The organism is Pseudomonas cimarronensis, assembly GCF_049331905.1.
Classification (GTDB): Bacteria; Pseudomonadota; Gammaproteobacteria; order Pseudomonadales; family Pseudomonadaceae; genus Aquipseudomonas.
In genome coordinates this window covers 1,970,847-1,994,288 of record NZ_CP186283.1, presented here as the reverse complement: position 1 = coordinate 1,994,288, position 23,442 = coordinate 1,970,847, and the positions used below count along the sequence as shown (strand labels likewise).

The window sequence follows — 23,442 nt, the reverse complement described above, 5'->3', positions numbered from 1 at the left end:
GCTGCCGCGCTTGGCGGGCGGGGTGGGCTTGGTTATGATCCCTGGCTATTTTGCACGCCAGCCATGGCGTGCACCCCAGGCACCCGGTAGAGGTGCATGAGAACGCAGTAGGGATAGCCCCATCGGATGAATGTCAAAAGCGCCCCCCGTCTTTCTGCATTACCGGCACCGCCGCTACGCGAGTACTACTCTCGCGTGCTGGCCTACATTGCCATCGCTGCCAGTATTGCCGCCGGCACTTATACAAAGCATTTCGGCTACGACATTCTCTGGATGGTGCCCTACGCGCTGCTCTATCCACACCTGGCGCATCATCTGAGCCTGCGTTTCAAGCGTGAGCACCCGCAGCGCACGACCCTCAGCCTGTTGTTTATCGACGCCCTGCATTGTGGTGGCGCCGTCGCGCTACTGGGGTTCTCGGTGGTCCCCAGCCTCATGGCGTTACTGATCATGACGTTCAGCGCCCTGGTCATCGGCGGCCTGCGTTACCTTGGCCTGGCAGCCCTGATTGCCCTGAGCAGTGCGGTCTTTATCCTCGCGCTGATCGGTGCCACGCCCAACGTACACACCCCTGCGCTGGTCGCGCTGGTCAGCATCGCCTTTACCACCCTGTACATCTGCATCACCGCCTATTTCGTGCACCAGCAAGGTCTGCGCCTGGCTCAGGTGCGCAGCGAAATCACCCGCGAACAGGAAAAGGCTGCACGCCTGGCGCGCAACCTGGCCAAGTACCTGTCGCCGCAGGTCTGGGAGTCAATCTTCACCGGCAAGAAGAGCGTGCGCCTGGAAACCCAGCGCAAGAAGCTCACGGTGTTCTTCTCCGACATCAAGGGCTTTACCGAGTTGTCCGAGGAACTGGAAGCCGAGGCGCTGACAGACCTACTCAACACCTACCTCAACGAAATGTCGAAGATCTGCCTGAAATACGGCGGCACCATCGACAAGTTCGTCGGTGACAGCGTGATGGTGTTCTTCGGCGACCCTGCCAGCAAAGGCGCGAAGAAAGATGCGGTGAATGCCGTGTCCATGGCCATCGCCATGCGCAAACACATGAAAGTGCTACGCCAACAATGGCGTGCCCAGGGCATCACCAAGCCGCTGGAAATCCGTATGGGGCTGAACACCGGTTACTGCACGGTGGGCAACTTCGGCGCCGACACGCGCATGGACTACACCATCATCGGCCGCGACGTGAACCTCGCCAGCCGTCTGGAAAGCGCTGCCGAATCCGGGGAAATCCTGATTTCCCACGAGACCTATTCGCTGATCAAGGACGTGATCATGTGCCGCGACAAGGGCCAGATCAACGTCAAGGGCTTCACCCGCCCGGTGCAGATCTATCAGGTGGTGGATTTCCGCCGCGACCTGGGCGCCACCTCCAGCTATGTCGAACACGAACTGCCGGGCTTTTCCATGTACCTGGACACCAACGGTATCCAGAACTTCGACAAGGAAAAAGTCATCCAGGCGCTCAATCAGGCCGCCGACAAGCTGCGTGACAAGATCATCTTGTAGATAGCCGGACAGGGGCGGCGGCGGGCAACCGCTGAGGTTCCGGCATGCACAGCTCACCATCAAGCAGTGGCTGCTGCGCCAGAAACTCCAGCGCCGAGGCGCGCCAGGATTGCCGCGCCGCCAGCTCGGCACAGCGCTGGCGATCCAGTGTCACAGCCTCCAGACAGGCCGTGCGCAGGTCCTCATGCAGAACCCCGCTAACGCCCGCCTGCAGCACATCCAACGGCCCCGCGACCGGAAACGCCGCCACCGGCGTGCCACAGGCCAAAGCCTCGAGCATCACCAGACCATAGGTATCGGTACGCGAGGGAAATACCAGCACGCTGGCGTTCTGGTACGCCTCGGCCAAGACCTGGCCATGCTGGTAGCCGAGAAAGCGCACCTGCGGATAAGCCGCCTGTAACGCCTCGCGCTGCGGCCCATCACCGACCACCTGCTTCTGCCCCGGCAGATCGAGGGCAAGAAAAGCCTCGATATTCTTCTCCGGCGCAATCCGCCCGACATACAGAAACACCGGATTGGCTGGGCTTGGCCGCGTTTCGGATGGACGAAACAGCCGCGTATCGACGCCCTTGCGCCACAGCACCAAACGCTTGAAGCCCCAGCCGGCAAATTCCTCGCGCATGCGTTCGGTGGTCACCAGCACTGCCTGGCTCGGCCGGTGAAAGGCGCGCAGAAAGGCATAACCCCAGCGCAGTGGAATCCAGGGCCAGCGGGTGTGCACGTATTCGGGAAAACGCGTATGGATGGCGCTGGAAAACGCCAGACCACGCTTGCTTAGCCAGCGCCGCGCGGCCCAGCCCAGCGGGCCTTCGGTGGCCAGGTGTACACAGTCCGGGCGAAACGCGCGAATCGCCGGGCCAACCCGCCAGAGGTTCCACACCAGGGGAATTTCCGGGTAGCTGGGGCATGGCAGCGCGCGAAAGTCCGCCGGTGACAGCAGCTTGACCTGATGACCAAGACCACGCAGTTCACTGACCAGCGCCTGCAGACTGGTGACCACGCCATTGACCTGCGGCGACCAGGCGTCAGAGACGATCAGAATCCTCACAGGACAGGCTCAGCGGCTGTTACTGGCTGGGATTGCAGCAATCGCGCCTGCTCATCGGCCAGGCGATACAACTCAATGCTGCCATCCAGATGCTCGATCAGCGCCGTGCAGGACTCCACCCAATCGCCACAGTTCATGTATTCGACCTCACCCATCGGGCGAATCTCGGCGTGGTGGATATGCCCGCAAACCACGCCGTTGAAACCACGCTTGGCGCATTCGTGGACGATGGCTTCTTCAAAGTCGCTGATAAAGTTCACCGCCGTCTTGACCTTGTGCTTGAGGTAGGCCGACAGCGACCAGTAGCCGTAGCCATAGCGGCTACGCCAGTAATTCAGCCAACGATTGAGGGTCAGGGTGAACTCGTAGGCCGAGTCGCCGAGAAAGGCCAGCCAGCGGTGATAACGGGTGATCACATCAAATTGATCACCATGAATCACCAGCAGCCGACGGCCATCGGCAGTGAAGTGCTCAGCCTCGTCGACCAACTGGATATTGCCGAGCATCAGGCTGGAATAGCGGCGCAGAAATTCATCATGGTTGCCGGTGACGTAAATCACCTCGGTGCCGCGCTTGCTCATGGTCAGCAGCCGGCGGATCACGTTGCTGTGCGACTGCGGCCAGTACACCCCGCTGCGCAGCTTCCAGCCGTCAATGATGTCACCGACCAGGTAGATCTTGTCGGTCTGGTAGCGTTTGAGAAACGCCGCCAGGTGTTCGGCCTGACAATCCCGGGTGCCCAGGTGCACATCGGAAATCCACAGGGTACGGACACGTTGCTTGCGGCTGGGCTTGGCGAGCTGGGCGCTGGTCATGGACGACCTCCGGCTGGGTTTGCTCGAGTCTGTGCAGGCGCGGTGAAAGGCGCATGACAGCGCCGTGGCAATTCAGTGACACACGCCAAAGGGTATAAACTGACTGGCCGAACAAGGAGTCCGCCATGCACTCGCTGCTTTCGCTGCGTCATTACAGCCATGAACTGCTCAGCCACAGCCATGACCACGCACAGCTGGTCTTCGGCCTGAGCGGCTTGCTGGAGTTCGAAGTGGCCGGCCAAGGCAGCCAGGTCACTCGCCAGACCCTGGCCGTGGTACCCAGCGAGGCACAACACGCCTGCGGCAGCAGGAGCGGCAGCCACTGCCTGGTGCTCGACGTGCCGGACGAATGCTGGTTGCAACAGCAGCTGGGCCAACACCTGGATGCCACGCGCCGTCTGCTGGAGAAACCGGCGGCCGTCAGCCTCAGCCCGGCGCAGAGCCAGCTGGTCAGTTGGCTGGCCGCCAGCCCGATCAATGACCCGGTGATCGCCCAGCAAGGCGCGGCGCTGCTCCTGGCCAGCCTGGCCAATGGTGACAGCCCGGTGCATACCGCCATCAGGCTGCCGCTAGCGGCACTGGATGCGCATATCGACCAGCACGCGGCATATCCACTGCAGGTCGATGACCTGGCGCGCCTGACCGGGCTGTCAGCAGCGCGTTTTCATGTGCGCTTTCTCAACGAAACCGGGCAAACCCCCATGGAGTATGTCCGCCGTCGTCGCCTGCAGCTGGCGCGGCAACTGCTGCAAAACAGCAACCTGGCGATTGGCGAAATCGCCGCCCAGGTTGGCTACAGCTCGCAAAGCGCCTTTACCGCCGCGCTGACCCGGCAGTTCGGCCGCTCTGCCCGCGCCTTGCGCCTGCACCGCGAGTAACGCGACAAACCCCGCAAGTCCTGCGACAGACTTCTGCCCGGTCGCGCCCTAGACTGCAGCCATCAGTCCGAGGAGCGCTGCGATGCAACAGATCGAATGGGAAGACTTTCAACGGGTCGAACTGCGCGTCGGCACCGTGCTGTCGGCCGAGGTCAATGAGAAAGCCAACAAGCCAGCCTACGTACTGCAAGTCGACCTGGGTGAACTGGGTATCAAGCAATCCAGCGCACAGCTTACCGCTCATTATCAATGCGCCCAGCTGATCGGCCGCCAGGTGCTCTGCGTGTGCAACTTTGCCGTCAAGCGCATTGCCGGCGTGCGTTCGGAAGTGCTGGTAACCGGCGTGTACGACGCCGACAACAAGGTGGTGCTGACGAGCTTTGAACATCCCGTCCCCAACGGTGCACGACTGGCATGAAGCAACGCAATGCACTGTGGGCAATCCATCTGGGCGCCTTACTGTTTGGTCTGTCCGGCATTTTCGGCAAACTGGCCAGCACCACCCCGCAGATGATCTCCGCCGGCCGTGCACTGTTTGCCGTAGCCGCTTTGCTGCTGTTCGCCAAACTGATCAGCAATGCGCGCCTGGTTCGCCTTGGCGTGCGTCAGACCGGACTACTGGCCCTCGGCGGCCTGCTGCTGGGCGCTCACTGGTGGAGTTTTTTCGAGTCTGTGCATATTTCTGGCGTGGCCATCGCCACCCTCGGCTTTGCCAGCTTCCCGGCCTTTACCGTGCTGCTCGAGGGGCTGCTGTTCAAAGAACACACGCGACCGGTCGAATATGCCATGGTGGCTTTGGTATGCCTGGGGCTGGTGCTGGTCACCCCGCATTTCGACCTGAGTAGCCAGGCCACCAGCGGCCTGCTCTGGGCGGTGCTGTCCGGCCTGCTGTTCGCCCTGTTGTCGTTGCTCAACCGCGCCAGCACCCGTGGCATCGAGCCGGTGCAGGCAGCGCTGTACCAGAACCTGACGGTGCTGCTGGTGTTTTTGCCGTTGGCCTGGCCGACACTGCCCAGCGTGCAGGCTCAGGACTGGTTGTGGATGGCCATGCTCGGGATCTTCTGCACGGGCCTGGCGCACAGCCTGTTCGTCGCCAGCCTGCGGGTGCTCAAGGCGCGTACCACAGCAGTGATTTTTGCCCTGGAGCCGATCTACGGAATCGCCTTCGCCTGGCTGCTGTTCAGCGAGGTGCCAACCCTGCGCATGCTGGCTGGCGGGCTGCTGATTGTCAGCGCGATCTTTATCTCGGCACGGATGGCCAAGTGATCAATTGCTGCGATCGCTATGGCCCAGGTCGCGAGCCGGATCGATCTGATCACGCACCCGCTGCTTGAGCACCTTGGCCTCGGGAAAGCCGCCATCGGCCTTGCGTTCCCAGATCTGCACGCCATCGCAGGTGATGCGGAACACCCCACCGGTACCAGGCTCCAGGCTGACTCGGCCGAGGTCATCACTGAACGTCGACAGCAGTTCCTGCGCCAGCCAGGCGGCGCGCAGCAGCCACTGGCACTGGGTGCAATAGGTGATGACTACCTCGGCTTTGGGACTGGACATGGGCGCTCCTCAGGGCAAATTGGCGGCGATCATACCCCATGGCGCGCAGACAAAAACGCCCGCGCAGCCTGGGCTCGCGGGCGTTGTTTGAGGGGCTGTGCAATCAGGCGATCTTGGCCAGCAACTGACGCGCCTCCTGCTTCTGCTCTTCATCCCCCTCGTCAATGACCTCATTTAGTATCTGGCAGGCGCTGTCCAGGCTGCCCTGTTCGATGTAGGCCAGCGCCATGTTCAGCTTGGACAGGGTATCGCGGCTGGTCGCCAACGGATCAAGGTCTTCCAGAAAGGCCGCGCTGAATTCATCAGCATTCCAATCGTCGTTGGAGGTCTCCTCCACCAGCATGGTTTCGGCAAACGGGCTGCGCGCATCACGGCTGCCTGACAGTTCGAAGATGTCCGAGGTCTTGCGCTTGGCCGGCGCCTCGGCGCTGTCGGCCTTTTCAGCCACCTTGCTCGGGGCAAAGGGACTGACCAGATCCCAGTCGGCGTCCAGTGACAGATCATCCAGGTTGAGCTGACCATCATTGGCCGCTTCCTCCAGCGCCGGCACCGCAACCTCATCGAGTTCCAGCACCACGTCATCCAGCAGGCTGGCAGGCGGCGCACTGAACAGTTCGGCGTGGCGCGCTTTCAGTTCATCGATACGTGCCGGGGTAAAGCCGGAAGCCCGCACCCGCGTTTCCTCAACGACAAAGCCTTGAGCATCACCCAGCAAGGCCAGCACTTCGAGCAAGCGGAACCCGATGTCGCTACGCTGCGGCTGTGCCTCCCAGGCTTTGCGCAGGGTGCTGGCGGCCTCGTTCAGGCGGCCATAGGCGATATACACATTGGCACTCTGCAGCGCATCTTCACCGGCGGCAGGCCACACCGGCCCACTGCGCGGTACGTCACGTACATTGAGCGCCACGGCGGCTGCCGGCGCGACCACAGCACTTGCCACTGGCACAGCCGGGATGACCGCCGCACGCACCGGCTCAGCAGGCGCAGGCGCGGCAGGAGTAGTTTTCCGGCTGCGCCAGAGCAGCCCGGCAACACCCCCCAGCAATAGCGTCAGCAAGCCGGCAATGATCGCCAGCCAATGATTGCCGGACTGGGCAACCTGCGGCGCTGGCTGCGCGACGGGTGGCGCAACGGCGGTGCTGGCTGCGGCACTTGCACGGCGGGCAGCCAGTTCGGCCTGCAGGCCGGCAATCTGTTGATCACGCGCCTCCATCTGGCTTTGCAACTGCTGCACCTGCAAGCCCAACTCGGCCAGGCTCTGCTGCAGTTGCAGGGTCTCGGCAATCTGGCTGGCCAACTCCTGCTCAACGCGGGCCTGTTCCTGTGTCAGCAGCTCAGCAGCCGGGTCGAGTGGCTGTACAACGCTGCCTGCCGGCGGCGTCTGCGCTTGCACGGGTGCCGGGCTGGCCACCTCGGCAACGGCCTGCGCAGGAGGCGCTGACGCAGGACTGGCCAAACTGTCCGGCAACAACAGACGCGCCCCAGCACGCAGGCGATTGCTGTCGCCATTGATAAAGGCCTGCGGATTGAGCGCATACAGATCGTCCATCAGCGCCGCCACAGAGGACTGCCCGCTGCTCTCAACGATCAGCCGATTGGCAATTTTCCACAGGCTGTCACCGCTGACCACACTGTAGCTGTTGCCCTGTTGCGCGGCCGGCAACACCGCAGGACGGGTACGCTCCACAACTGCCGCACGCGGGGCGCTGGCGACCACCGGCGCAGCAGGTGCCGCCAGGCTGCGATAGGCCGCCGAACTGGGCGGATCCAGCAGCACGGTGTACTCGCGATATAGCTGGCCACTGGGCCGCGCCACTTCGACGATAAAGTTCAGGTAGGGCTCGCGCACCGGCTGCGTCGATACCACGCGAATCACGCTCTTGCCGCCGCGCAGCAAGGGGGTAAAGCGCAGGTCATTGAAGAAATACAGGCGATCGACGCCAGAGCGGCTGAAGACTTCCGCAGGTGCCAGACGCACGCGCATGTCTTCAGCGGTCAGGTCGCCCACATCAAACAATTCGATTTCGGCATCCAGCGGCTGACTGAGCGCCGAATGCAGGGTGATTTCGCCCAGGCCAAGAGCTGGAACCAGCCCGGAATACAGGGCCGAACTGGATGCCAGGCCAATAAGCAGTTGACGAACCTTTGCCATAAAAACGCTCCCGGTGAATCCGCTCCCTGACCCTCGCCACTACACGTACAGGACGTGCGCTTCCAGCGCTTGAGAAAATCAGAGGAGACGGCAAATAGTGCCTTGGGAAGTACGTTCCATGTCGAACCCGGCGTGTGCATGGCGATGAATACGGCGAACTGAATACAGAAATGCCAACAGCCGTTTGGCAAAAAGCCATCACAGGATCAAGCATAGGCCCGCAGTCAATAAAATGACAAGTCCGTCACACTACCGTTTGGCTGTCAGCGCTTTGTCGACTTAACGCCCCAGGCCGCCAAAACCGTGATCGCGAATACTCCGGCCACCAGCCAGAAACTCTGCTTGAACGCCAGCAGCTCGGCCCACTGATCACCGCCCTCGGCGCTGTGCCGCCACTCCAGAAAGAAGGTCAGCAGATTGACCCCGAACGCCCCACCCAACTGGCGTACGAAGGTAATGGCCCCTGCCCCTTGAGCCAGTTCCTCGGCGCTGAGAATATCCAGCGAACCGGTGCTCAAGGCCGGCAGCAAAGTGCCCAGACCGATGCGCCCGACACAGGCCCAGAAGCACAGCAGGACAAAGGACGCGCCCTGCTCGACCCAGGCCAAGCCGGCCGCTGACAGCGCAAAGATCAGCAGCCCGGTGCTGAGCAGCACGGCCGCCGACAACCGATCACTGAGCCAGCCACCGAGAAAGGACGCCATACCCATCAGCAAACCGGCCGGCAACAGCAGCATGCCAGCGCGCCCAGCGCTGAAACCGTCTACGGTCTGCAGGTACAGCGGGATCAGGTAGGTCGAGCCATACAGGCCCAAGCCCAGGGTCAGGGCCACCCAGCTGGCACTGCGAAACCCGGCATGGCGCCACAACGCCAGGGGCAACAACGGCTGTGCAGCACGCTGGCTACGCCGCACAAACAGCAGCGCGGCCACCAACGCCACTACGCCCGGCAGCCAGACCCGCGGTGCACTCCAGGCAAAGCGCTGGGCTTCGGCCAGAAAGCCCAAGGCCGCAAAGATGGATACGCACAAACAGATAAACGCCAGCAAATCGAGGCGCGGGGCACTGCTCGCTCGCGCACTCGGCAACAACCATTGCCCGGCCAGCAAAGCCAGCAGGCACATCGGCAAGGGCATCCAGAATATTGCGGCCCAGCCGAAGTGATCGACCAGATAGCCACCAACGGCCGGCCCCAGCGACGGCGCCAGCATCACGCCCAGGCCATACAGACCCAGCGCCATGCCCCGGCCACCTTCAGCAAAGACACGGAAGATCAGCACCATGGCCAGTGGCTGGACAATCCCGGCACACAGACCCTGAACGATACGCAGCGTGATCAGTTGCCAGGCCGCCTGGGCCACCAGCGCCAGCAGTGAAGTGAGGATAAACAGCAGCAGGCCGAACTGCGCCGTACGCCGCGCGCCAAAACGCGCCTGGGCCCAGGCGGCCAGCAGCAGGCCTGCGGTCATGGCTGCGAGAAAACCGGTGGACAACCACTGCGCCAGCGGCCGCCCAATGGCAAAGTCCGCCATGATCGCCGGCAAGGCGACATTGATGCTGGTAGAGGCCAGGACCATGGCCATGCTGCCAACCATCAACAGCGCCAGCAGCCACTGCGGGTAACGCGGGCCGAAACGCTGCTGCAAAACCAGCAGGTCATCACCCATCAGCGTTTTTCCAGGTTACTCAACACCTGGGCATGCACCTTCTGGCAGCGCCGTAGTTCGTCTTCGTCGATACCCGCGAAAACTTCCTTGCGCAACTGCGCGGAGATGGCTTCGATCTTCTCGATCAGCGGACGCGCCTGTGGGCTGAGGGCGATCTTCTTGGCGCGGCGGTCTTCCGGTACAGCCTGGCGGCTGACCAGCCCCTGGGCTTCCAGGCTGTCGAGCAAACGCGCCAGGGTCGGCCCTTCAACGCCAACGCTCTGCGCCAGTTCACGCTGAGTTGGCAGTTCGGCAAAGCGCCCCAGGTGCAACAGCACCAGCCAGCGCGCCTGGGACAGGCCCAGGCCGACCAGGCGACGGTCCAGTTCGGCGCGCCAGGCGCGTGACAATTGAGCGACTTGCATGGCGAAACGGTGTTGATCGGTGTGCGACATGGACAACGGCTCTTAACTATAAAAAACTAATTATTAGCCAGCTAACCATAACCCTTTTAACGAGGCAAGCCCGCAAAAGGCCTAGCGAGTCGTTGAAACGTAGGCGAGGCCGGCAAGACAAGGCAAAAACAGGCGAGGAAGCGGAGTTTACTGGTGTAAATGAGCATTCCGAGCCTGTTTTTAACGCAGTATTGCCAACACAGGTAGTTTCAACGGCCTGCTAGTCACCACTTTACATACTGATCTTCAACAAAGCCCCAGAGATTGTCGATACGTACTTCGGGTCGGCCACTGGGGCGCAGCACGCCGTTGAATTGACCGAAGATCTGTTTGAAGTTGCTCGCCAACAGCCCCACGTTCAGGCGCTCCTTGTGCAGGCCACGCCCCTCGAAGCGCAGCTCCACCTGGCCATCGTGGGAAGTGATCGCCCAGGGCTGCAGCGGCTGATCACGATCGAAGACAAAGCGTACGGAATCGACCTTGAGCAACTCGCCATCCAGCCAGAAACAGTTCTCGGTAAAACTGGTTTCATTGACCCCGCAGGACAGGTTCAACCCGACCCGCTGCTCGCCGGCCTGGCCGGACAGACAGGCCCAGTTCCAATGTGTTTCAGGCCGCATATAACCAGCCGACCAGTCGTGATGGGCAAAGGCACCGATCTGCGCCAGATCGAAATCCCCCAGCGCGCTGCGCACCTGCCCTGTGCAGCGCACCCCCGCCACTTTCTGCGCATAGACCCAGCCGTTGACGGCCGTCGGCGTATTGATGCACATCGGCTGAAAAGCAGGTTCAGCCTCGGAGAAACAAGCATCGATGCGCGTACCGTCATCCAACTCCACCAGCAGGCGCTTTTCCCGTGATGTGGCACTGTTCTCCAAGCGCAGCAGGTTACGGCCAAAGCGCAGCTCGCAGAGGCCCTGATCCGGGGTTTGCGAGAACTGGCTGCCAAAGCCCAGCGGCAGCTTGAACTGACGCTCGATCATGCGTCCGCTGGCCGGGTGAAACAAATAGACAAAGCCCACGCCCAACAGGCTGAGGTTAGCCAGCGCGCAGCCACCAATCAGCTCGTCACTGATCAGGCCGAAATACTGGAACTGATGAAAGCGCCGCCATTTGGCCAGCGCGCCGAGCTTGCGCCCCATGGGCGAGCGGAAATCAAAATCGCGGTAATTGATCAGCCCAGGTGCAGCAGAAAAGATGCCGTAATGCGGCTGGCCGTTGGCTTGAATCAGTCGGTCCATGGGGGCAATTCACTCAAGGAAACTGCCGGGGATGCTAGCACCGGGGTTCATCTGCCGGCATTCACCACACGCGCCAAGCGCAGCGGCAAAATCGGCCAGCCACCCCAGCGTCTGTTTAGGATCTTGCGAGCTAGAGTCCTGCAAGGCGCTACGTAGTAACAGCCTTCGGCTGGTCAAAGCAGGCGAAGAAGCGGAGTGTACTTTTGTACATGAGCATTACTCGCTTCGCTCGCCCTTCGGGCCGCGCTGACGCGCGTTAGCCGCAAGCGGCTTGCCGAGCCTGTTTTTAACGCAGCAGGGCCGACGCACAGCAGATCGTAAACAGACTCTCAGGCCACCACCTGATTACGGCCAAACGCCTTGGCCTCATACAGCGCGCGATCGGCATGCTCATACAGCTGCGCCAACGCTCCGCCCTCGCCCGGCTGGATGCAGGCGATACCAATCGACATGGTCAACATACTCGCCGTGTCGGAAGCGGCGTGTTCGATGTTCAAGGTCTGCAAGGTCTGGCGCAGCGCCTCGGCGTGGTTGCGCGCTTCGGCTTCGCTGATGTCATACAACAGCACGGCAAACTCTTCACCGCCCAGGCGCACGGCCATATCCAGGGGGCGCCGCGCCGCATCCTGTAACAGGCTGCCAATGCGCTGCAGCACGTTGTCACCGGCCTGGTGGCCATAGCGGTCGTTGTATGCCTTGAAATGGTCGACGTCACACAGCAGCAGAGCCAAGCGCCGCTGCTCACGTTGAGCCTGGCGCCACAGGCGCTCGAACTGACGGTTGAAGCTACGGCGGTTGTTCAAGCCGGTGAGGCTGTCGTGATCCGCCAGCACACGCATCAACCGGCTGATCAGAAAATGCTCGCGTGACTTGAACTCCAGCAGGTAGCACCCCACCGCCCCCATCAGATTGCCGAACAGCAGAAACAGGGTGTTATTGATTAGCCGAGGCAGCGGTAAGCCGGCCACCAGCAATTCAACGCAAACGTAGACCAGCAATACCAGCAAGGAGCAGCACAAGGCTTCGATCAGACGTAATCCAGCGAGAAAGTAGGCCGCCATACAAACCAGCAACAAGCCTTCATAGGGGTAGCTGGGATCAACCCGATGGGCAATGCCGACCACAAAAGACGCCGCCGCCCCCAACGCCAGCAGGCTCACCAGACTCAGCGGTTGTAGCAGGTAGGCGTGCTTGCGCTGAATCAGCAACCCGCCGAACAGGCAGAGCAACACTAGAACGGCGAGGCGGATGGCCAACATCCACCACACCTCAGGGGCCTTGATCAGGACAAAATCAAACGCGGCAAAGGCCAGCCAAACCAGGATGCCCACAACAAGGGCAATGCGTTTGAGGTCGAAGGTGTCGTCACGCACATAGTTGCGGTATTCCCGTTCCAGCGGCCGGGAGAAACGCAACAGACGAAACCCTAAGGCGAGCTGGTCGGCATAGGGACTGGGGCGAACATCATCGAGCCAGGCATGGGGATGCGGCACCGGGACCTCAACAGCTGGATGGCTGAAACCACCTTAGCCGCTCCCACCCGGTGCCACAAGCATCGGCAGCACGGGCGCCACTCAGGCTTCGAATTCCGCCTGCAAGGCCGCACGCACACAGTGCAGGATGCCCAGCTCAACCCGTCCGGCGAACTGCTCGCTGATCGCCGCCACAGGTGGCAATTCGCCTTCGCCATCGAGGAAGGCGTCCTGTATCTCGCCCAGCAGCGCCTCGGGCACATCCAGCGCCTGCTCCAGCGACAACTGCTGCCGCGCAATGGCTTCGGCCAGCAGGCCGTATACATTCTTTTCACTGCAGTTGAGTTGCCCGGCAATCTGCGCCGGGGTCATGCCGGCACGGGCCAGGCTGACCAGTTCGTGACGCAGATCGACGACTGCGCGCGGCGCCTCATCGGCAGCACCGAGCACATCGAGAAAGGCCTCTCCATAACGCTCCAGCTTGCGCGCCCCGACCCCGCTGACCCGCGCCATCTCGGCCAGGGTGCTGGGCTTGCTGCGCAGCATTTCCAGCAAGGTGGCATCCGGGAAGATCACATAAGGCGGTACCCCATGCTCTTCCGCCAGTTTGCGCCGTAACGCACGCAGTGCTTCCCACTGGCCGCGTTCTTCGCCGCGCACCAGTTGGCTGGCCGCACTGCTGGAGGCCTTGGCACTCTGTTGTGGCTTGAGATCACGGCGCAGTTGCAGGCTGACCTCACCCTTGAGCAGTGGTCGGCAACTGTCAGAAAGACGCAGGCCACCAAAGCCTTCCAGATCGACATCCGCCAGGCCACGGGCCACCAGCTGACGGAACAGCGAACGCCACTCCCCTTCGACCAGCGCCTTGCCAATGCCGAACACAGCCAGGTGCTGATGACCCACGGTGCGGATTTTCTCGTTATCGCGCCCGAGCAAAACATCGACCAGGTGGCCCACGCCATAGCGCTGGCCGGTGCGGTAGATTGCCGACAGCGCCTGGCGTGCCGGCTCGGTGGCATCCCAGGTCTGCACACCGTCGATGCAGTTGTCGCAATGCCCGCAGGGTTGTGGCATGTCTTCATCAAAGTAGGCAAGTAACGCCTGACGCCGGCAACGCGTCTCCTCGCACAGCGCCAGCATGGCGTCGAGCTTGTGCTGCTCGACGCGTTTATGGCGCTCGTCGCCCTCGGAGTTGTTGAGCATCTGCTTGAGGAAAATCACATCCTGCAGGCCGTAGGCCATCCAGGCATCCGCTGGCAGGCCGTCGCGGCCGGCGCGCCCGGTTTCCTGGTAATAGGCTTCCAGGGATTTCGGCAGATCAAGGTGAGCAACAAAGCGCACGTTGGGCTTGTCGATGCCCATGCCGAAGGCGATGGTCGCCACCATGATCAGCCCTTCCTCGTTGAGAAAGCGCTTCTGGTGGTAGGCGCGCAGCTCGTTGCTCAGGCCGGCGTGGTATGGCAACGCCGGAAAACCCTGCTCGGACAGAAACGACGCCACTTCCTCGACTTTCTTGCGCGACAGGCAATAGACGATGCCGGCATCGCCCTTGCGCGCAGCAAGGAAGCTCAGCAACTGCTTGCGTGGCTGCTCCTTGGGCACGATGCGATAGAAAATATTCGGCCGATCGAAACTCGACAGAAAGCGCTCGGCATTCTGCAGGTGTAGGCGCTGGACGATCTCCTCACGGGTGCGCATGTCCGCCGTGGCGGTCAGGGCAATGCGCGGCACCTGGGGGAACAGCTCGGCCAACTGACCCAACTGCAGGTATTCCGGGCGGAAATCATGCCCCCACTGCGATACGCAATGCGCTTCATCAATGGCGAACAGGGCAATCTGCAGGTTCTGCAGAAACGCCAGCATGCGCGGCTGCACAAGCCGCTCGGGGGCGAGGTAGAGCATCTTGATTTCGCCGCGGCGAATACGCTCGGCAATCTCGCGCTGCTCATCGGCGCTCAACGTTGAGTTCAACGCCACCGCCGCCACACCCAGCTCGTCGAGGGTGGCGACCTGATCATCCATCAGCGCAATCAGCGGCGACACCACCACGGCCAGGCCATCACGCAGCAGCGCCGGCACCTGAAAGCACAGCGACTTACCGCCACCTGTGGGCATCAGCACGAGGGCATCACCGCCACTGGCCACACGCTCGATAATCGCACCCTGACGGCCACGGAAGCTGTCGTAGCCGAATACGTCTTTGAGGATGCGTTGCGCGTGTTCGAGCATGAAAGGTCTCCGAAACAAGCCGCGCATTATACGCAAGTGCCGCTTGGGCACGCGCCGGCATGCCGGAGTTTGATCCGAATTTCACCGGCCATGGCCTGCGGCTATGGCCGCTGTGGCCGCTCTAGACTAGAATTCAGCCTCGTTTACTCCCTCAAGGTAGCCCCCGATGTCCTTCGCCGAGCAACTCTCCCGCCTGCAAGCCTTCCTTGATGCCGATGAGCTGCATGAAGAGGCACTGGACTACATCGCCGCCCATGGCTACCTGACCGCCCTGTCGATCTGCCCGGAAAAGGTGCCAGAGCGTGAGTGGATCGACGCGCTGTTCTCCGAACCGCCGCATTACCGCAGCGATGCCGAACGTGAAGAGATCGAAGCCACCCTGATTCAGCTGCAAAGCCATATCGCCCGCCAGCTGGCCAGCGATGATGAGCCGGAAGTGCCGTGCGAACTCGACCTCGGCGATGAGCCCGACGACTCCGACCTGCGCGGCTGGTGCATCGGCTTTATGGAAGGCGTGTTCCTGCGTGAAGCGGTGTGGTTCGACGATGCCGAAGATGAAGTCAGCGAATTGCTGCTGCCGATCATGGTCGGCTCCGGCCTGTTCGACGAACAACCCGAGTTCGCCGAAATCGCCCGTGACCGCGACCTGGTCGACAGCATGGTCGATCAGATCCCCGAGCTGCTGACTGCCCTGTTCCTGCTGTGCAATGCGCCGGAAGAAAAACCGGCCCTCCTGAAGCCGCGCCACCACTAAGACCGCGCCATGGCGCGCCACATTCAGGAACCGCGAGTTCAGGAACAGCGCAACCCCGCCATCCGTTACGCTCTGCTGGCCATCGGCTGGCTGAGCGTGGCGCTGGGCGTCATCGGTATCTTTCTCCCGGTTCTGCCCACCACCCCCTTTCTACTGCTGGCTGCCGCCTGCTTTATGCGCAGCTCAAGGCGCTTCTACCTGTGGCTGGTCAATCACCGTCAGCTAGGGCCCTGGATCGTCGACTACCTCGAAGGCCAGGGTATCCCGCTCAAAGGCAAGGTCTACGCCATCAGCCTTATGTGGCTGAGCATCGGTCTGTCGTGCTACCTGGTGCCACTGTTCTGGGCCCGCGCGTTTATGTTGACCAGCGCCGTGCTGGTCAGCCTGTATATCCTCAAACAGAAAACCCTGGTCAAACCCTAGCCTTGCCGCCCCACCTGTTAGCACCTTCTCGCCACACACGCTAAAACGCCACCGCAAAGGGTTGGTAGAAAACCAGCAAAGCAACCTAAGCCGCCCTACAGCGCGCCGACATTCGGTATATTCGGCGCGGCAAAAAACACCACCAGCACCTAGACTTCCCCAATCCCCGGCCGAGGCGCGGTACATGCAACCCCGTCAGCTCATTCATGGATGGTTCAAGCGCCTCAACCGAGCGTTGCTGGGCGGCTGCATCCTGCTGATCGGCCTGGCCAGCGCCCTGGCCAACTGGGACTTCGGCGTGATCCTGCAAAAAGCCGAAAGCCGCTATGGCACCCTCGGCCCTGCCAAGCAGCGTATCCAGGCCTGGGAAGCGCAGATCAAAAGCAGTACGAACAGCAGCGAAAAAGACAAGCTCACCGAGGTCAACCGCTTCTTCAATCGGCAGATCCGCTTCTCCGATGACATCAAGGTGTGGAGACAAAACGACTACTGGGCGACCCCCATCGAGATGCTGGTCAAGGGTGAAGGGGATTGCGAGGACTACTCCATCGCCAAGTACTTCACTCTGCGCCGCCTTGGTATCCCCAGCGACAAGCTGCGCATCACCTACGTCAAGGCCCTCAACTACAACCAGGCCCACATGGTGCTGACCTACTACGCCAGCCCCAGTGCCGAGCCTCTGGTACTGGACAACCTGATCAACGAGATCAAGCCCGCGTCACAGCGCCGCGACCTGCTGCCCGTCTATGCATTCAACGCCGAAGGGCTGTACCTGCCCGGCTCCAATAGCAAGAAGAGTGACACCAAAAAGCTTTCGCGCTGGCAGGACCTGCTGAAAAAAATGCGCGCTGAGGGCTTCGCCATCGGCGAAGGCTAGGAGGAACCCATGTCTCTGCTCAAACAGCTATTTCTCGCCATTTGCCTGTTTCTGATCGTGGCCTTTACCGGCAGTTTTATCGCCGGCGTGGAAAGCTCGCGCGAACAGCTGCTCAGCCAGCTGCGTTCCCACGCCCAGGACGCCGCCACAGCCCTGGGCCTGTCGATGACCCCTCACGTGGATGACCCGGCGATGATCGAGCTGATGGTCAGCTCGATCTTCGACAGCGGTTACTTCACCAGTATTCGCGTGGTGCGCATCCCCAGTGACGAAGTGATAGTCGAACGGCGCAGCGACGATGCCAGCGCCGAAACCGTCCCGGTCTGGTTCAGCGAGCTGGTCGACCTGCAGCCCCAGGGCGGCGATGCGCTGATCATGCGCGGCTGGGAACAGGCCGCGCGGGTCGAGGTGCTCAGCCACCCGCAATTCGCCCTGGCCAAACTCTGGGACAGCGCCATTGGCAGCCTGCTCTGGCTACTGCTCTGCGGCCTGGTCAGCGCCATTCTCGGCGGCTGGCTGCTGCGCACCCAACTGCGCCCACTGGACAACATGGTGCAACAGGCCCAGGCCATCACCCGCCGCGAATTCCTCACCCTGCCCAAGGTGCCGCGCACCCCGGAGCTTAAGCGCGTCGTCACCGCCATGAACCAGATGGTGGAAAAGCTGAAAACCCTGTTCGCCGAAGAAGCCGCGCGCAGCGAAAAACTGCGTGAAGAGGCCTATCAGGACAGCATCACCGGCCTGGCCAACCGCCGCCTGTTCGATATCCGTCTGGCCCACCAACTGGTGGTCAGTGAGCAGAATGCCGAAGGCTATCTGCTGCTGTTGCGGGTCAACGACCTCGGCGGGCTCAACCAGCGCCTCGGCGGCCAGCAGACCGACGCACTGATTGCCGCCATCGGCGAACTGCTCAAACGCCTGCTCAACCAGACCAACCGCTCGGACTGGCTGGCCTCACGCAGCCGCGGCGGCGAATTCAGCCTGCTGGCCCCGGGAATCGGCAGTGAAGAAGCCGACCTGCTCGCCGGCGAGCTGCACACTGGCCTGGAAAGCCTACGCCAGACCGGCGCCAGCGACTGCACGCCGGTGGCCCATATGGGCATTGCCGCCTTCCGGCCAGGCGAGGAACCCGGCCAGGTCATTGGCCGCGCCGACCAGGCCCTGGCGCAAGCGCAGAACGACCCGAGTCGCGACTGGGTACGTTTGGATGATTACAACGCACAACCGACTCAGGGCTTGCACGAATGGCGCACCTGGATCGACGACGCGCTGAACAAGCGCAAGCTGCAGCTGTATTTCCAACCCGTCACGCAGTGTGCTGATCGCAATCGGCTGCTGCACCACAAGGTACTGGCGCGTCTGCTTGACCCACAAGGCGAAGCGATTGCCGCCGGCCGCTTCCTGCCCTGGATCGAACGCCTGGGTTGGACCGCGCGCTTTGACCTGGCCATGCTCGAACACAGCCTGGCGCACCTCAGCCAGCATGCGGCGCCACTGGCCCTCAGCCTCTCGGCCGCGACCCTGCGCGATAGCGAAACCCTCAAGCGCATGTTCGACATCCTCCGCCAGCACCCACAGCAGGCCAGCCTGCTGACGCTGGAGGTAGACGAACGCCACCTGCCACCGGCAGCCGAACTGGAAGCGCTTAGCCAGGGCATCCGCGACAGCGGTTTCAGCCTGGGCCTGCAGCACTTTGGCGGACGCTTCAGCCTGATTGGAAACCTGACCCACCTGGGCCTGGCCTACCTGAAGCTCGATGGCACCTATATCCGCGCCATCGATCAGGAAAGCGACAAACGCATGTTTATCGAGGCAGTGTTCCGCGCCACCAACAGCATTGATCTGCCATTGATTGCCGAGATGGTGGAAACCGAGGGTGAGTTGGCGGTGCTCAAGGAGCTGGGCCTCTACGGCGCCATGGGTCGCCTGCTCGGTGCGCCAGAACCCTGGAAAGGCTGAGCCGTCAACGCAAACGGGGTAGCCCGCTCTACGGCCTACCCCGACGCCACCTTACTGCTCCGGCACGTCAACCTGCGGCTTTCAGCTGGCAAATAGATAGCCTTCCACATCCATCCCGGCGTCACGCATCTGCGCCAGCTTGTAGCGCAGGGTGCGCGGGCTGATGCCCAGGCGTTCTGCAGCTTCCTTGCGCCGACCGCGCTCGGCGCGCAGGGTGTCGATGATCATCTGGAACTCATGCCGACGCAGGTCATCACCCAGTGCACCGGCCTCGGCGGCTGGCGTATCCAGCGCCGCCGGCAGATTATTCGCCACCACTGCCAATTGCGGCGGTACAAAAAGCTGCGTTGCGGCGCCAATCGGAGCCTGCAGGCAGAGGTCCTGCGGCAGGATCAAGCCGCCCTGTTGCAGGATCAGCGCACGCTGAATGGCGTTATCCAGCTCACGCACATTACCCGGCCAGCTGTGGCTCATCAGGCTCATCTGCGCTTGCGGAGAAAGCCGAATCGGCGCGTGGTTCATTTTCTTCACGTATTTGGCCAGCAAGCGCTCGGCCAGCGGCACGATATCCGCCGGACGTTCACGCAATGGCCGCCAAGCCAGCGGGAATACGGATAGGCGGTAATAGAGATCCTCACGGAAGCGTCCCGCTGCCACTTCACTGGCCAGATCACGGTTACTGGTGGCCAGCACGCGGATATCCAGGGTAATCGGCTTACGCGCACCGACGCGCTCTACTTCACGCTCCTGCAATACCCGCAGCAACTTGGCCTGCAAGCCCAGCGGCATCTCGGAAATTTCATCGAGCAGAATGGTGCCACCCTCGGCCAACTCAAACTTGCCCGGCGCACTGGCAATCGCCCCGGTGAAGGCACCCTTTTCATGCCCGAACAGCGTGGCTTCCAGCATATTGTCCGGAATCGCCGCGCAGTTGATGGCGATAAACGGCTTGCTGCCACGTGGTGACTGCTGGTGAATAAACCGCGCCAGCACCTCTTTACCGGTACCTGATTCACCCGTGATCAGCACCGTGGAATCGCTCTGAGCCACCCGCGTGGCCAGGGCCAGCAGTTGCACGCTGGCCGGCTCCTCGGCGACCGGCCCGTCCTGCTCGCTGACAGAGACCCGGCCCAAGGCATGCCGATCCACCAGCGTCAGCAGCGCTTTCGGCTCGAATGGTTTGACCAGATAATCCGCCGCGCCTTGACGCATGGCATCCACCGCTCGCTCCACCGCACCGAACGCCGTCATCAGCAGCACCGGCAGCTGCGGCTGGCGCTGACGAATCTGCGCCAACAATTGGTGGCCATCCATGCCGGGCATATTCACATCACTAACCACCAGGCCAAAAGACTCTTCGGCAATCGCCAGCAGCGCCGCTTCGGCGCAATCCACTGCGCGGTAATCATGCCCACCCAATGCCAAGGTATCGACCAACGCCTCGCGCAGGGCGCGGTCATCTTCGACCAACAGAACTTTGTTCGCCATGGATGGTTACTCCTGAATCAAAGGGTGCGTAGCACCCAGCAGCGGCAAGGTGAGAATGGCGCAAGTGCCACGCCCAGGCCGCGAACGCAGCTGCACATCGCCCTGATGGGCGCGCGCAACGGCCTTGACCACGGCCAGGCCAAGCCCGGTTCCAGTGGTTTTGGTGGTAAAGAAAGGTTCGCCAAGCCGTGCCAGCGTCACGCTGTCGATGCCCGGACCGTTATCGCTGATGCACAGGCGCAGGGTCTCGCCGCGCTGATAGAGATGAATCTTCAAACGCGCCTCACGGCCGCCAGCCTGAATCGCATTTTCGATCAGGTTAAGCACCGCCCCCACCAGAGTGTCGCGGTTGCACAGCAACTCACCCATGCGGCTGTCGCACTGCCAACGCACCTGCATTCCCAACACATGCGGTTCTGCGGCGCTGCGCAGCGCATCGAACAGCCCCGTAGGAGCCAGGCGATCCGGCAGCGGCAGCTCGCCACGGGCAAAGATCAGCATGTCACGCACCTGATGCTCCAGCTCATGCAGGCGCTCTTTCAGGCGTCCGGCAAAGCGCTGCTGCTGCTCGACCGGCAAGACCTGTTCAGTCAGATGGCTGGCATACAGCAAGGCAGCGGACAGGGGCGTACGAATCTGATGTGCGAGCGACGCCACCATACGACCGAGGGCGGACAAGCGCTCATGGCGGGACAACTGGTCCTGCAAGCGCCGGGTTTCTGTCAGATCGGTCAGCAGCACCAACTGACCAGGTTCTGCGTGCAAAGAACGGGTAGCAATCGACAGGCGCCGGCCATCCTTCAGGGAGATTTCGTGACCATCATCCTCGCGCGGGGCGAAGTTGCGGGCGATCACCTGGCGCCAAAGCATGCCCACCAACGGCTGGCCCAGCAGGTTTCGCGCCACGGGATTGGCCTCGCGCACCACACCTTGACCGTCGATCACGATCACCCCACCGGGCAACAGATCCAGCAGGCTCTGCAGGCGATGTGCCAGACGTTCTTTCTCAGCCAGCTCCTGCATGCGCTGGGCGCTGACCAGCGCCAACTGGCCCTTGAGCTCAGTCACCCGGGCTTCGAGCATGCTGTAGGAGGTACTCAGTTGAGTCGACATCTGATTGAACAAGGCAAAAGCCTGTTCGAGCCCGGCACGGCTGGCCTGCTCCACAGGAGCAGGTACTTCGGATTCTTCAGGGCGTTGGGCGTTAGCGTTCATGGTTCTCTCTCGCGCAGCGAGCCGTCATAAGACAGTCAGTTGCAAGAGAGATAGCAATACCCGTGCCTAAAAAAATATCTTTATAAATCAACACCATAAAAAACAAAGCCGAAGGCTGCGTCAAACCTTCGGCTTTATTCGGTGGGCAAACGCCAAGTCACTGACGAGTGCAGCGTGTGCGACTCAGTCGTCCAGACCCTCGTCATCACGTCGGCTCATGCCGTATTTGCGCATTTTCTCAACCAGAGTGGTGCGGCGAATACGCAGCCGTTCAGCCGCCCGCGCCACCACGCCACTGGCATCGTCCAGCGCCTGCTGAATCAGGCCTTGCTCGAGGTTGCCCAGGTAGTCTTTCAGGTCCAAACCTTCCGGCGGCAGCATGGCCATCGAGTCGACGCCCGGCAAACCTGCCATGATGGTCGCGCGCTCATCCAGTTCATCACGCAGCGTCGCCACCATGTTCTCGTCTTCATCATCGACATGGCGAAACTTCTTTGGCAACTCGCCCACACCGATGACCCCATAGGGATGCATGATCGCCATGCGCTCAACCAGGTTGGCCAGCTCACGCACGTTACCCGCCCAATCATGCCGGCACAGCGACATGATGGCTGCCGAGTTGAAACGGATGGAGCCGCGCTTCTCGAACTCCATGCGCGAGATCAGCTCATTCATCAACAACGGAATATCTTCGATACGCTCACGCAGCGGAGCCATTTCGATGGGGAAAACGTTGAGGCGGTAATACAGATCCTCACGGAAGCTGCCGTCCTCGATCATCTTTTCCAGGTTCTTGTGGGTGGCGGCAATGATCCGCACATCGGCACTCTGCGTCTTGTTGCTGCCAACCCGCTCGAAGGTGCGCTCCTGCAATACGCGCAGCAGCTTGACCTGCATGGGTAGCGGCATGTCGCCGATCTCATCTAGAAACAAGGTGCCGCCATTGGCCAGCTCAAAGCGTCCAGCACGGCTGGTGATCGCGCCAGTAAACGCGCCCTTCTCGTGACCGAACAACTCACTCTCAAGCAACTCGGCAGGAATCGCGCCGCAGTTGACCGGTACGAACGGCGCTTCACGGCGCTTGGAGTGGTAATGCAGATTGCGCGCGACCACTTCCTTGCCAGTGCCCGATTCGCCGAGGATCAGCACGCTGGCTTCGGTATCGGCTACCTGCTGCATCATCTGCCGCACTTGCTGAATGGCCCGACTGGTGCCCACAAGGCTACGGAACAGGTTAGTTTCGCGTTGCCGTCCACGCTCACGTGCCTGGTCGTACATTTCGCGGTAGACCTGGGCGCGGTGCAGCGAGTCGAGCAGCTTGTTGTAGCTCAGCGGCATTTCCAGGCTGGCCAGCACACTGCGGCGCTGCTCCTCCGGCCATTCGGCCGCAACCTGCTCGTTGATCAGCAAAGTTGGCAAGAACTCATCCCAGGCAGCCAACTGCTTGAGCATTTCCAGCACGCCACCCTTGGCCTTCACCTCACCCAGCAAGACGCTAAGCACTTCACGGTTCGACGACAGCTCGGCTACACATTGCCGCCAATTCTGGCTGTCACAGGCCAGGTGCTCTTCACCCAGAAAGTTCAGGATTACCGTCAAGTCACGACGGCGCTCGCTGTTATCGTCAATCAGGAGGATTTTGGTTTCACGCCACATAGTTTTATTTGCTGATCCTGGAGTGAAGAACGTGTCAGCTGACAAAAATAACCTGCGCCAGC

20 protein-coding genes are annotated in these 23,442 nt (G+C 61.7%); 8 read left to right on the top strand and 12 right to left on the bottom strand.

The window, feature by feature from the left end:
- Positions 1-126 precede the first annotated feature (126 nt).
- Positions 127-1,515 carry an adenylate/guanylate cyclase domain-containing protein gene (locus tag ACOCLD_RS09255; RefSeq protein ID WP_392539365.1) on the top strand — a complete coding sequence of 463 codons (1,389 nt, stop codon included), beginning with the start codon at positions 127-129 and terminating at the stop codon, positions 1,513-1,515.
- Here the strand turns inward: ACOCLD_RS09255 and ACOCLD_RS09250 are convergent.
- Complete coding sequence (locus tag ACOCLD_RS09250; RefSeq protein WP_422911670.1) at positions 1,505-2,566, bottom strand: glycosyltransferase family 4 protein; 1,062 nt, start codon at positions 2,564-2,566, stop codon at positions 1,505-1,507. The two genes, ACOCLD_RS09255 and ACOCLD_RS09250, sit on opposite strands and share 11 nt — an antisense overlap.
- Positions 2,563-3,381 (bottom strand): UDP-2,3-diacylglucosamine diphosphatase, encoded by an 819-nt coding sequence (locus ACOCLD_RS09245; RefSeq protein WP_422911669.1) that lies wholly within the window; start codon positions 3,379-3,381, stop codon positions 2,563-2,565. The genes ACOCLD_RS09250 and ACOCLD_RS09245 overlap by 4 nt, the downstream gene beginning before the upstream one ends.
- A gap of 125 nt (positions 3,382-3,506) precedes the next feature.
- On the opposite strand from ACOCLD_RS09245, the gene ACOCLD_RS09240 reads away from it, so the two are divergent.
- The 3 genes from ACOCLD_RS09240 to ACOCLD_RS09230 all read left to right on the top strand — a co-directional run bounded on the left by ACOCLD_RS09240 (position 3,507) and on the right by ACOCLD_RS09230 (position 5,525).
- Positions 3,507-4,259: an AraC family transcriptional regulator gene (locus tag ACOCLD_RS09240; protein WP_422911668.1), complete on the top strand. Its 753-nt coding sequence runs from the start codon at positions 3,507-3,509 to the stop codon at positions 4,257-4,259.
- A gap of 82 nt (positions 4,260-4,341) precedes the next feature.
- The gene (locus ACOCLD_RS09235; protein ID WP_422911667.1) at positions 4,342-4,677 is read left to right on the top strand and encodes a tRNA-binding protein; all 336 of its coding nucleotides are present in this window, start codon (positions 4,342-4,344) and stop codon (positions 4,675-4,677) included.
- Entirely contained in the window at positions 4,674-5,525 is an 852-nt protein-coding gene (locus ACOCLD_RS09230) for a DMT family transporter (protein ID WP_422911666.1), read from the top strand. The genes ACOCLD_RS09235 and ACOCLD_RS09230 overlap by 4 nt, the downstream gene beginning before the upstream one ends.
- On the opposite strand, the gene ACOCLD_RS09225 is transcribed toward ACOCLD_RS09230, so the two are convergent.
- The 7 genes from ACOCLD_RS09225 to recQ all read right to left on the bottom strand — a co-directional run bounded on the left by ACOCLD_RS09225 (position 5,526) and on the right by recQ (position 15,008).
- Positions 5,526-5,813, bottom strand: a complete 288-nt coding sequence (locus ACOCLD_RS09225; RefSeq protein ID WP_257778060.1) for a SelT/SelW/SelH family protein — start codon at positions 5,811-5,813, stop codon at positions 5,526-5,528.
- 103 nt (positions 5,814-5,916) lie between these two features.
- Complete coding sequence (locus tag ACOCLD_RS09220) at positions 5,917-7,965, bottom strand: FimV/HubP family polar landmark protein (protein ID WP_422911665.1); 2,049 nt, start codon at positions 7,963-7,965, stop codon at positions 5,917-5,919.
- Positions 7,966-8,228: 263 nt separating this feature from the next.
- Complete coding sequence (locus ACOCLD_RS09215; RefSeq protein ID WP_422911664.1) at positions 8,229-9,632, bottom strand: DHA2 family efflux MFS transporter permease subunit; 1,404 nt, start codon at positions 9,630-9,632, stop codon at positions 8,229-8,231.
- Positions 9,632-10,066 carry a MarR family transcriptional regulator gene (locus ACOCLD_RS09210; protein ID WP_233684200.1) on the bottom strand — a complete coding sequence of 145 codons (435 nt, stop codon included), beginning with the start codon at positions 10,064-10,066 and terminating at the stop codon, positions 9,632-9,634. Before ACOCLD_RS09210 ends, ACOCLD_RS09215 begins: the two co-directional genes overlap by 1 nt.
- Positions 10,067-10,290: 224 nt before the next feature.
- Positions 10,291-11,307, bottom strand: coding sequence for a DUF2804 domain-containing protein (locus ACOCLD_RS09205; RefSeq protein WP_422911663.1), 1,017 nt, complete (start codon positions 11,305-11,307; stop codon positions 10,291-10,293).
- A 329-nt stretch (positions 11,308-11,636) separates the two neighbouring features.
- The gene (locus ACOCLD_RS09200) at positions 11,637-12,800 is read right to left on the bottom strand and encodes a diguanylate cyclase domain-containing protein (RefSeq protein ID WP_422911662.1); all 1,164 of its coding nucleotides are present in this window, start codon (positions 12,798-12,800) and stop codon (positions 11,637-11,639) included.
- 81 nt (positions 12,801-12,881) lie between these two features.
- Positions 12,882-15,008 (bottom strand): DNA helicase RecQ, encoded by a 2,127-nt coding sequence (recQ, locus tag ACOCLD_RS09195; RefSeq protein WP_422911661.1) that lies wholly within the window; start codon positions 15,006-15,008, stop codon positions 12,882-12,884.
- Positions 15,009-15,174: 166 nt separating this feature from the next.
- Between recQ and ACOCLD_RS09190 the strand changes: the two genes are divergently transcribed.
- The 4 genes from ACOCLD_RS09190 to lapD all read left to right on the top strand — a co-directional run bounded on the left by ACOCLD_RS09190 (position 15,175) and on the right by lapD (position 19,021).
- Positions 15,175-15,762, top strand: coding sequence for a YecA family protein (locus ACOCLD_RS09190; RefSeq protein ID WP_233684196.1), 588 nt, complete (start codon positions 15,175-15,177; stop codon positions 15,760-15,762).
- 9 nt (positions 15,763-15,771) lie between these two features.
- Positions 15,772-16,185 (top strand): YbaN family protein, encoded by a 414-nt coding sequence (locus tag ACOCLD_RS09185; protein ID WP_422911660.1) that lies wholly within the window; start codon positions 15,772-15,774, stop codon positions 16,183-16,185.
- A 184-nt stretch (positions 16,186-16,369) separates the two neighbouring features.
- Positions 16,370-17,062, top strand: a complete 693-nt coding sequence (gene lapG, locus ACOCLD_RS09180; protein WP_257778052.1) for a cysteine protease LapG — start codon at positions 16,370-16,372, stop codon at positions 17,060-17,062.
- A 9-nt stretch (positions 17,063-17,071) separates the two neighbouring features.
- Positions 17,072-19,021: a cyclic di-GMP receptor LapD gene (gene lapD / locus ACOCLD_RS09175; protein ID WP_422911659.1), complete on the top strand. Its 1,950-nt coding sequence runs from the start codon at positions 17,072-17,074 to the stop codon at positions 19,019-19,021.
- Between the two features lie 81 nt (positions 19,022-19,102).
- Here the strand turns inward: lapD and ACOCLD_RS09170 are convergent, their stop codons facing one another.
- The 3 genes from ACOCLD_RS09170 to ACOCLD_RS09160 form a co-directional block, all read right to left on the bottom strand.
- A complete protein-coding gene (locus ACOCLD_RS09170) occupies positions 19,103-20,509 on the bottom strand; it encodes a sigma-54-dependent transcriptional regulator (RefSeq protein ID WP_422911658.1) in 1,407 nt (468 codons plus the stop codon).
- Positions 20,510-20,515: 6 nt separating this feature from the next.
- Positions 20,516-21,724, bottom strand: a complete 1,209-nt coding sequence (locus ACOCLD_RS09165; RefSeq protein WP_392539351.1) for a sensor histidine kinase — start codon at positions 21,722-21,724, stop codon at positions 20,516-20,518.
- 183 nt (positions 21,725-21,907) lie between these two features.
- Positions 21,908-23,380 (bottom strand): sigma-54 dependent transcriptional regulator, encoded by a 1,473-nt coding sequence (locus tag ACOCLD_RS09160; protein ID WP_257778048.1) that lies wholly within the window; start codon positions 23,378-23,380, stop codon positions 21,908-21,910.
- Between the last annotated feature and the right edge of the window lie 62 nt (positions 23,381-23,442).

Bases quoted from the DNA above. Each gene is read 5' to 3' on its own strand.
- lapG (WP_257778052.1), top strand. From the start codon at position 16,370: ATGCAACCCCGTCAGCTCATTCATGGATGGTTCAAGCGCCTCAACCGA.
- ACOCLD_RS09165 (WP_392539351.1), bottom strand. From the start codon at position 21,724: ATGAACGCTAACGCCCAACGCCCTGAAGAATCCGAAGTACCTGCTCCT.
- ACOCLD_RS09255 (WP_392539365.1), top strand. From the start codon at position 127: ATGAATGTCAAAAGCGCCCCCCGTCTTTCTGCATTACCGGCACCGCCG.
- ACOCLD_RS09230 (WP_422911666.1), top strand. From the start codon at position 4,674: ATGAAGCAACGCAATGCACTGTGGGCAATCCATCTGGGCGCCTTACTG.
- ACOCLD_RS09205 (WP_422911663.1), bottom strand. From the start codon at position 11,307: ATGGACCGACTGATTCAAGCCAACGGCCAGCCGCATTACGGCATCTTT.
- lapD (WP_422911659.1), top strand. From the start codon at position 17,072: ATGTCTCTGCTCAAACAGCTATTTCTCGCCATTTGCCTGTTTCTGATC.
- recQ (WP_422911661.1), bottom strand. From the start codon at position 15,008: ATGCTCGAACACGCGCAACGCATCCTCAAAGACGTATTCGGCTACGAC.
- ACOCLD_RS09240 (WP_422911668.1), top strand. From the start codon at position 3,507: ATGCACTCGCTGCTTTCGCTGCGTCATTACAGCCATGAACTGCTCAGC.
- ACOCLD_RS09160 (WP_257778048.1), bottom strand. From the start codon at position 23,380: ATGTGGCGTGAAACCAAAATCCTCCTGATTGACGATAACAGCGAGCGC.
- ACOCLD_RS09215 (WP_422911664.1), bottom strand. From the start codon at position 9,632: ATGGGTGATGACCTGCTGGTTTTGCAGCAGCGTTTCGGCCCGCGTTAC.
- ACOCLD_RS09220 (WP_422911665.1), bottom strand. From the start codon at position 7,965: ATGGCAAAGGTTCGTCAACTGCTTATTGGCCTGGCATCCAGTTCGGCC.
- ACOCLD_RS09235 (WP_422911667.1), top strand. From the start codon at position 4,342: ATGCAACAGATCGAATGGGAAGACTTTCAACGGGTCGAACTGCGCGTC.
- ACOCLD_RS09245 (WP_422911669.1), bottom strand. From the start codon at position 3,381: ATGACCAGCGCCCAGCTCGCCAAGCCCAGCCGCAAGCAACGTGTCCGT.
- ACOCLD_RS09190 (WP_233684196.1), top strand. From the start codon at position 15,175: ATGTCCTTCGCCGAGCAACTCTCCCGCCTGCAAGCCTTCCTTGATGCC.
- ACOCLD_RS09225 (WP_257778060.1), bottom strand. From the start codon at position 5,813: ATGTCCAGTCCCAAAGCCGAGGTAGTCATCACCTATTGCACCCAGTGC.
- ACOCLD_RS09210 (WP_233684200.1), bottom strand. From the start codon at position 10,066: ATGTCGCACACCGATCAACACCGTTTCGCCATGCAAGTCGCTCAATTG.
- ACOCLD_RS09170 (WP_422911658.1), bottom strand. From the start codon at position 20,509: ATGGCGAACAAAGTTCTGTTGGTCGAAGATGACCGCGCCCTGCGCGAG.
- ACOCLD_RS09185 (WP_422911660.1), top strand. From the start codon at position 15,772: ATGGCGCGCCACATTCAGGAACCGCGAGTTCAGGAACAGCGCAACCCC.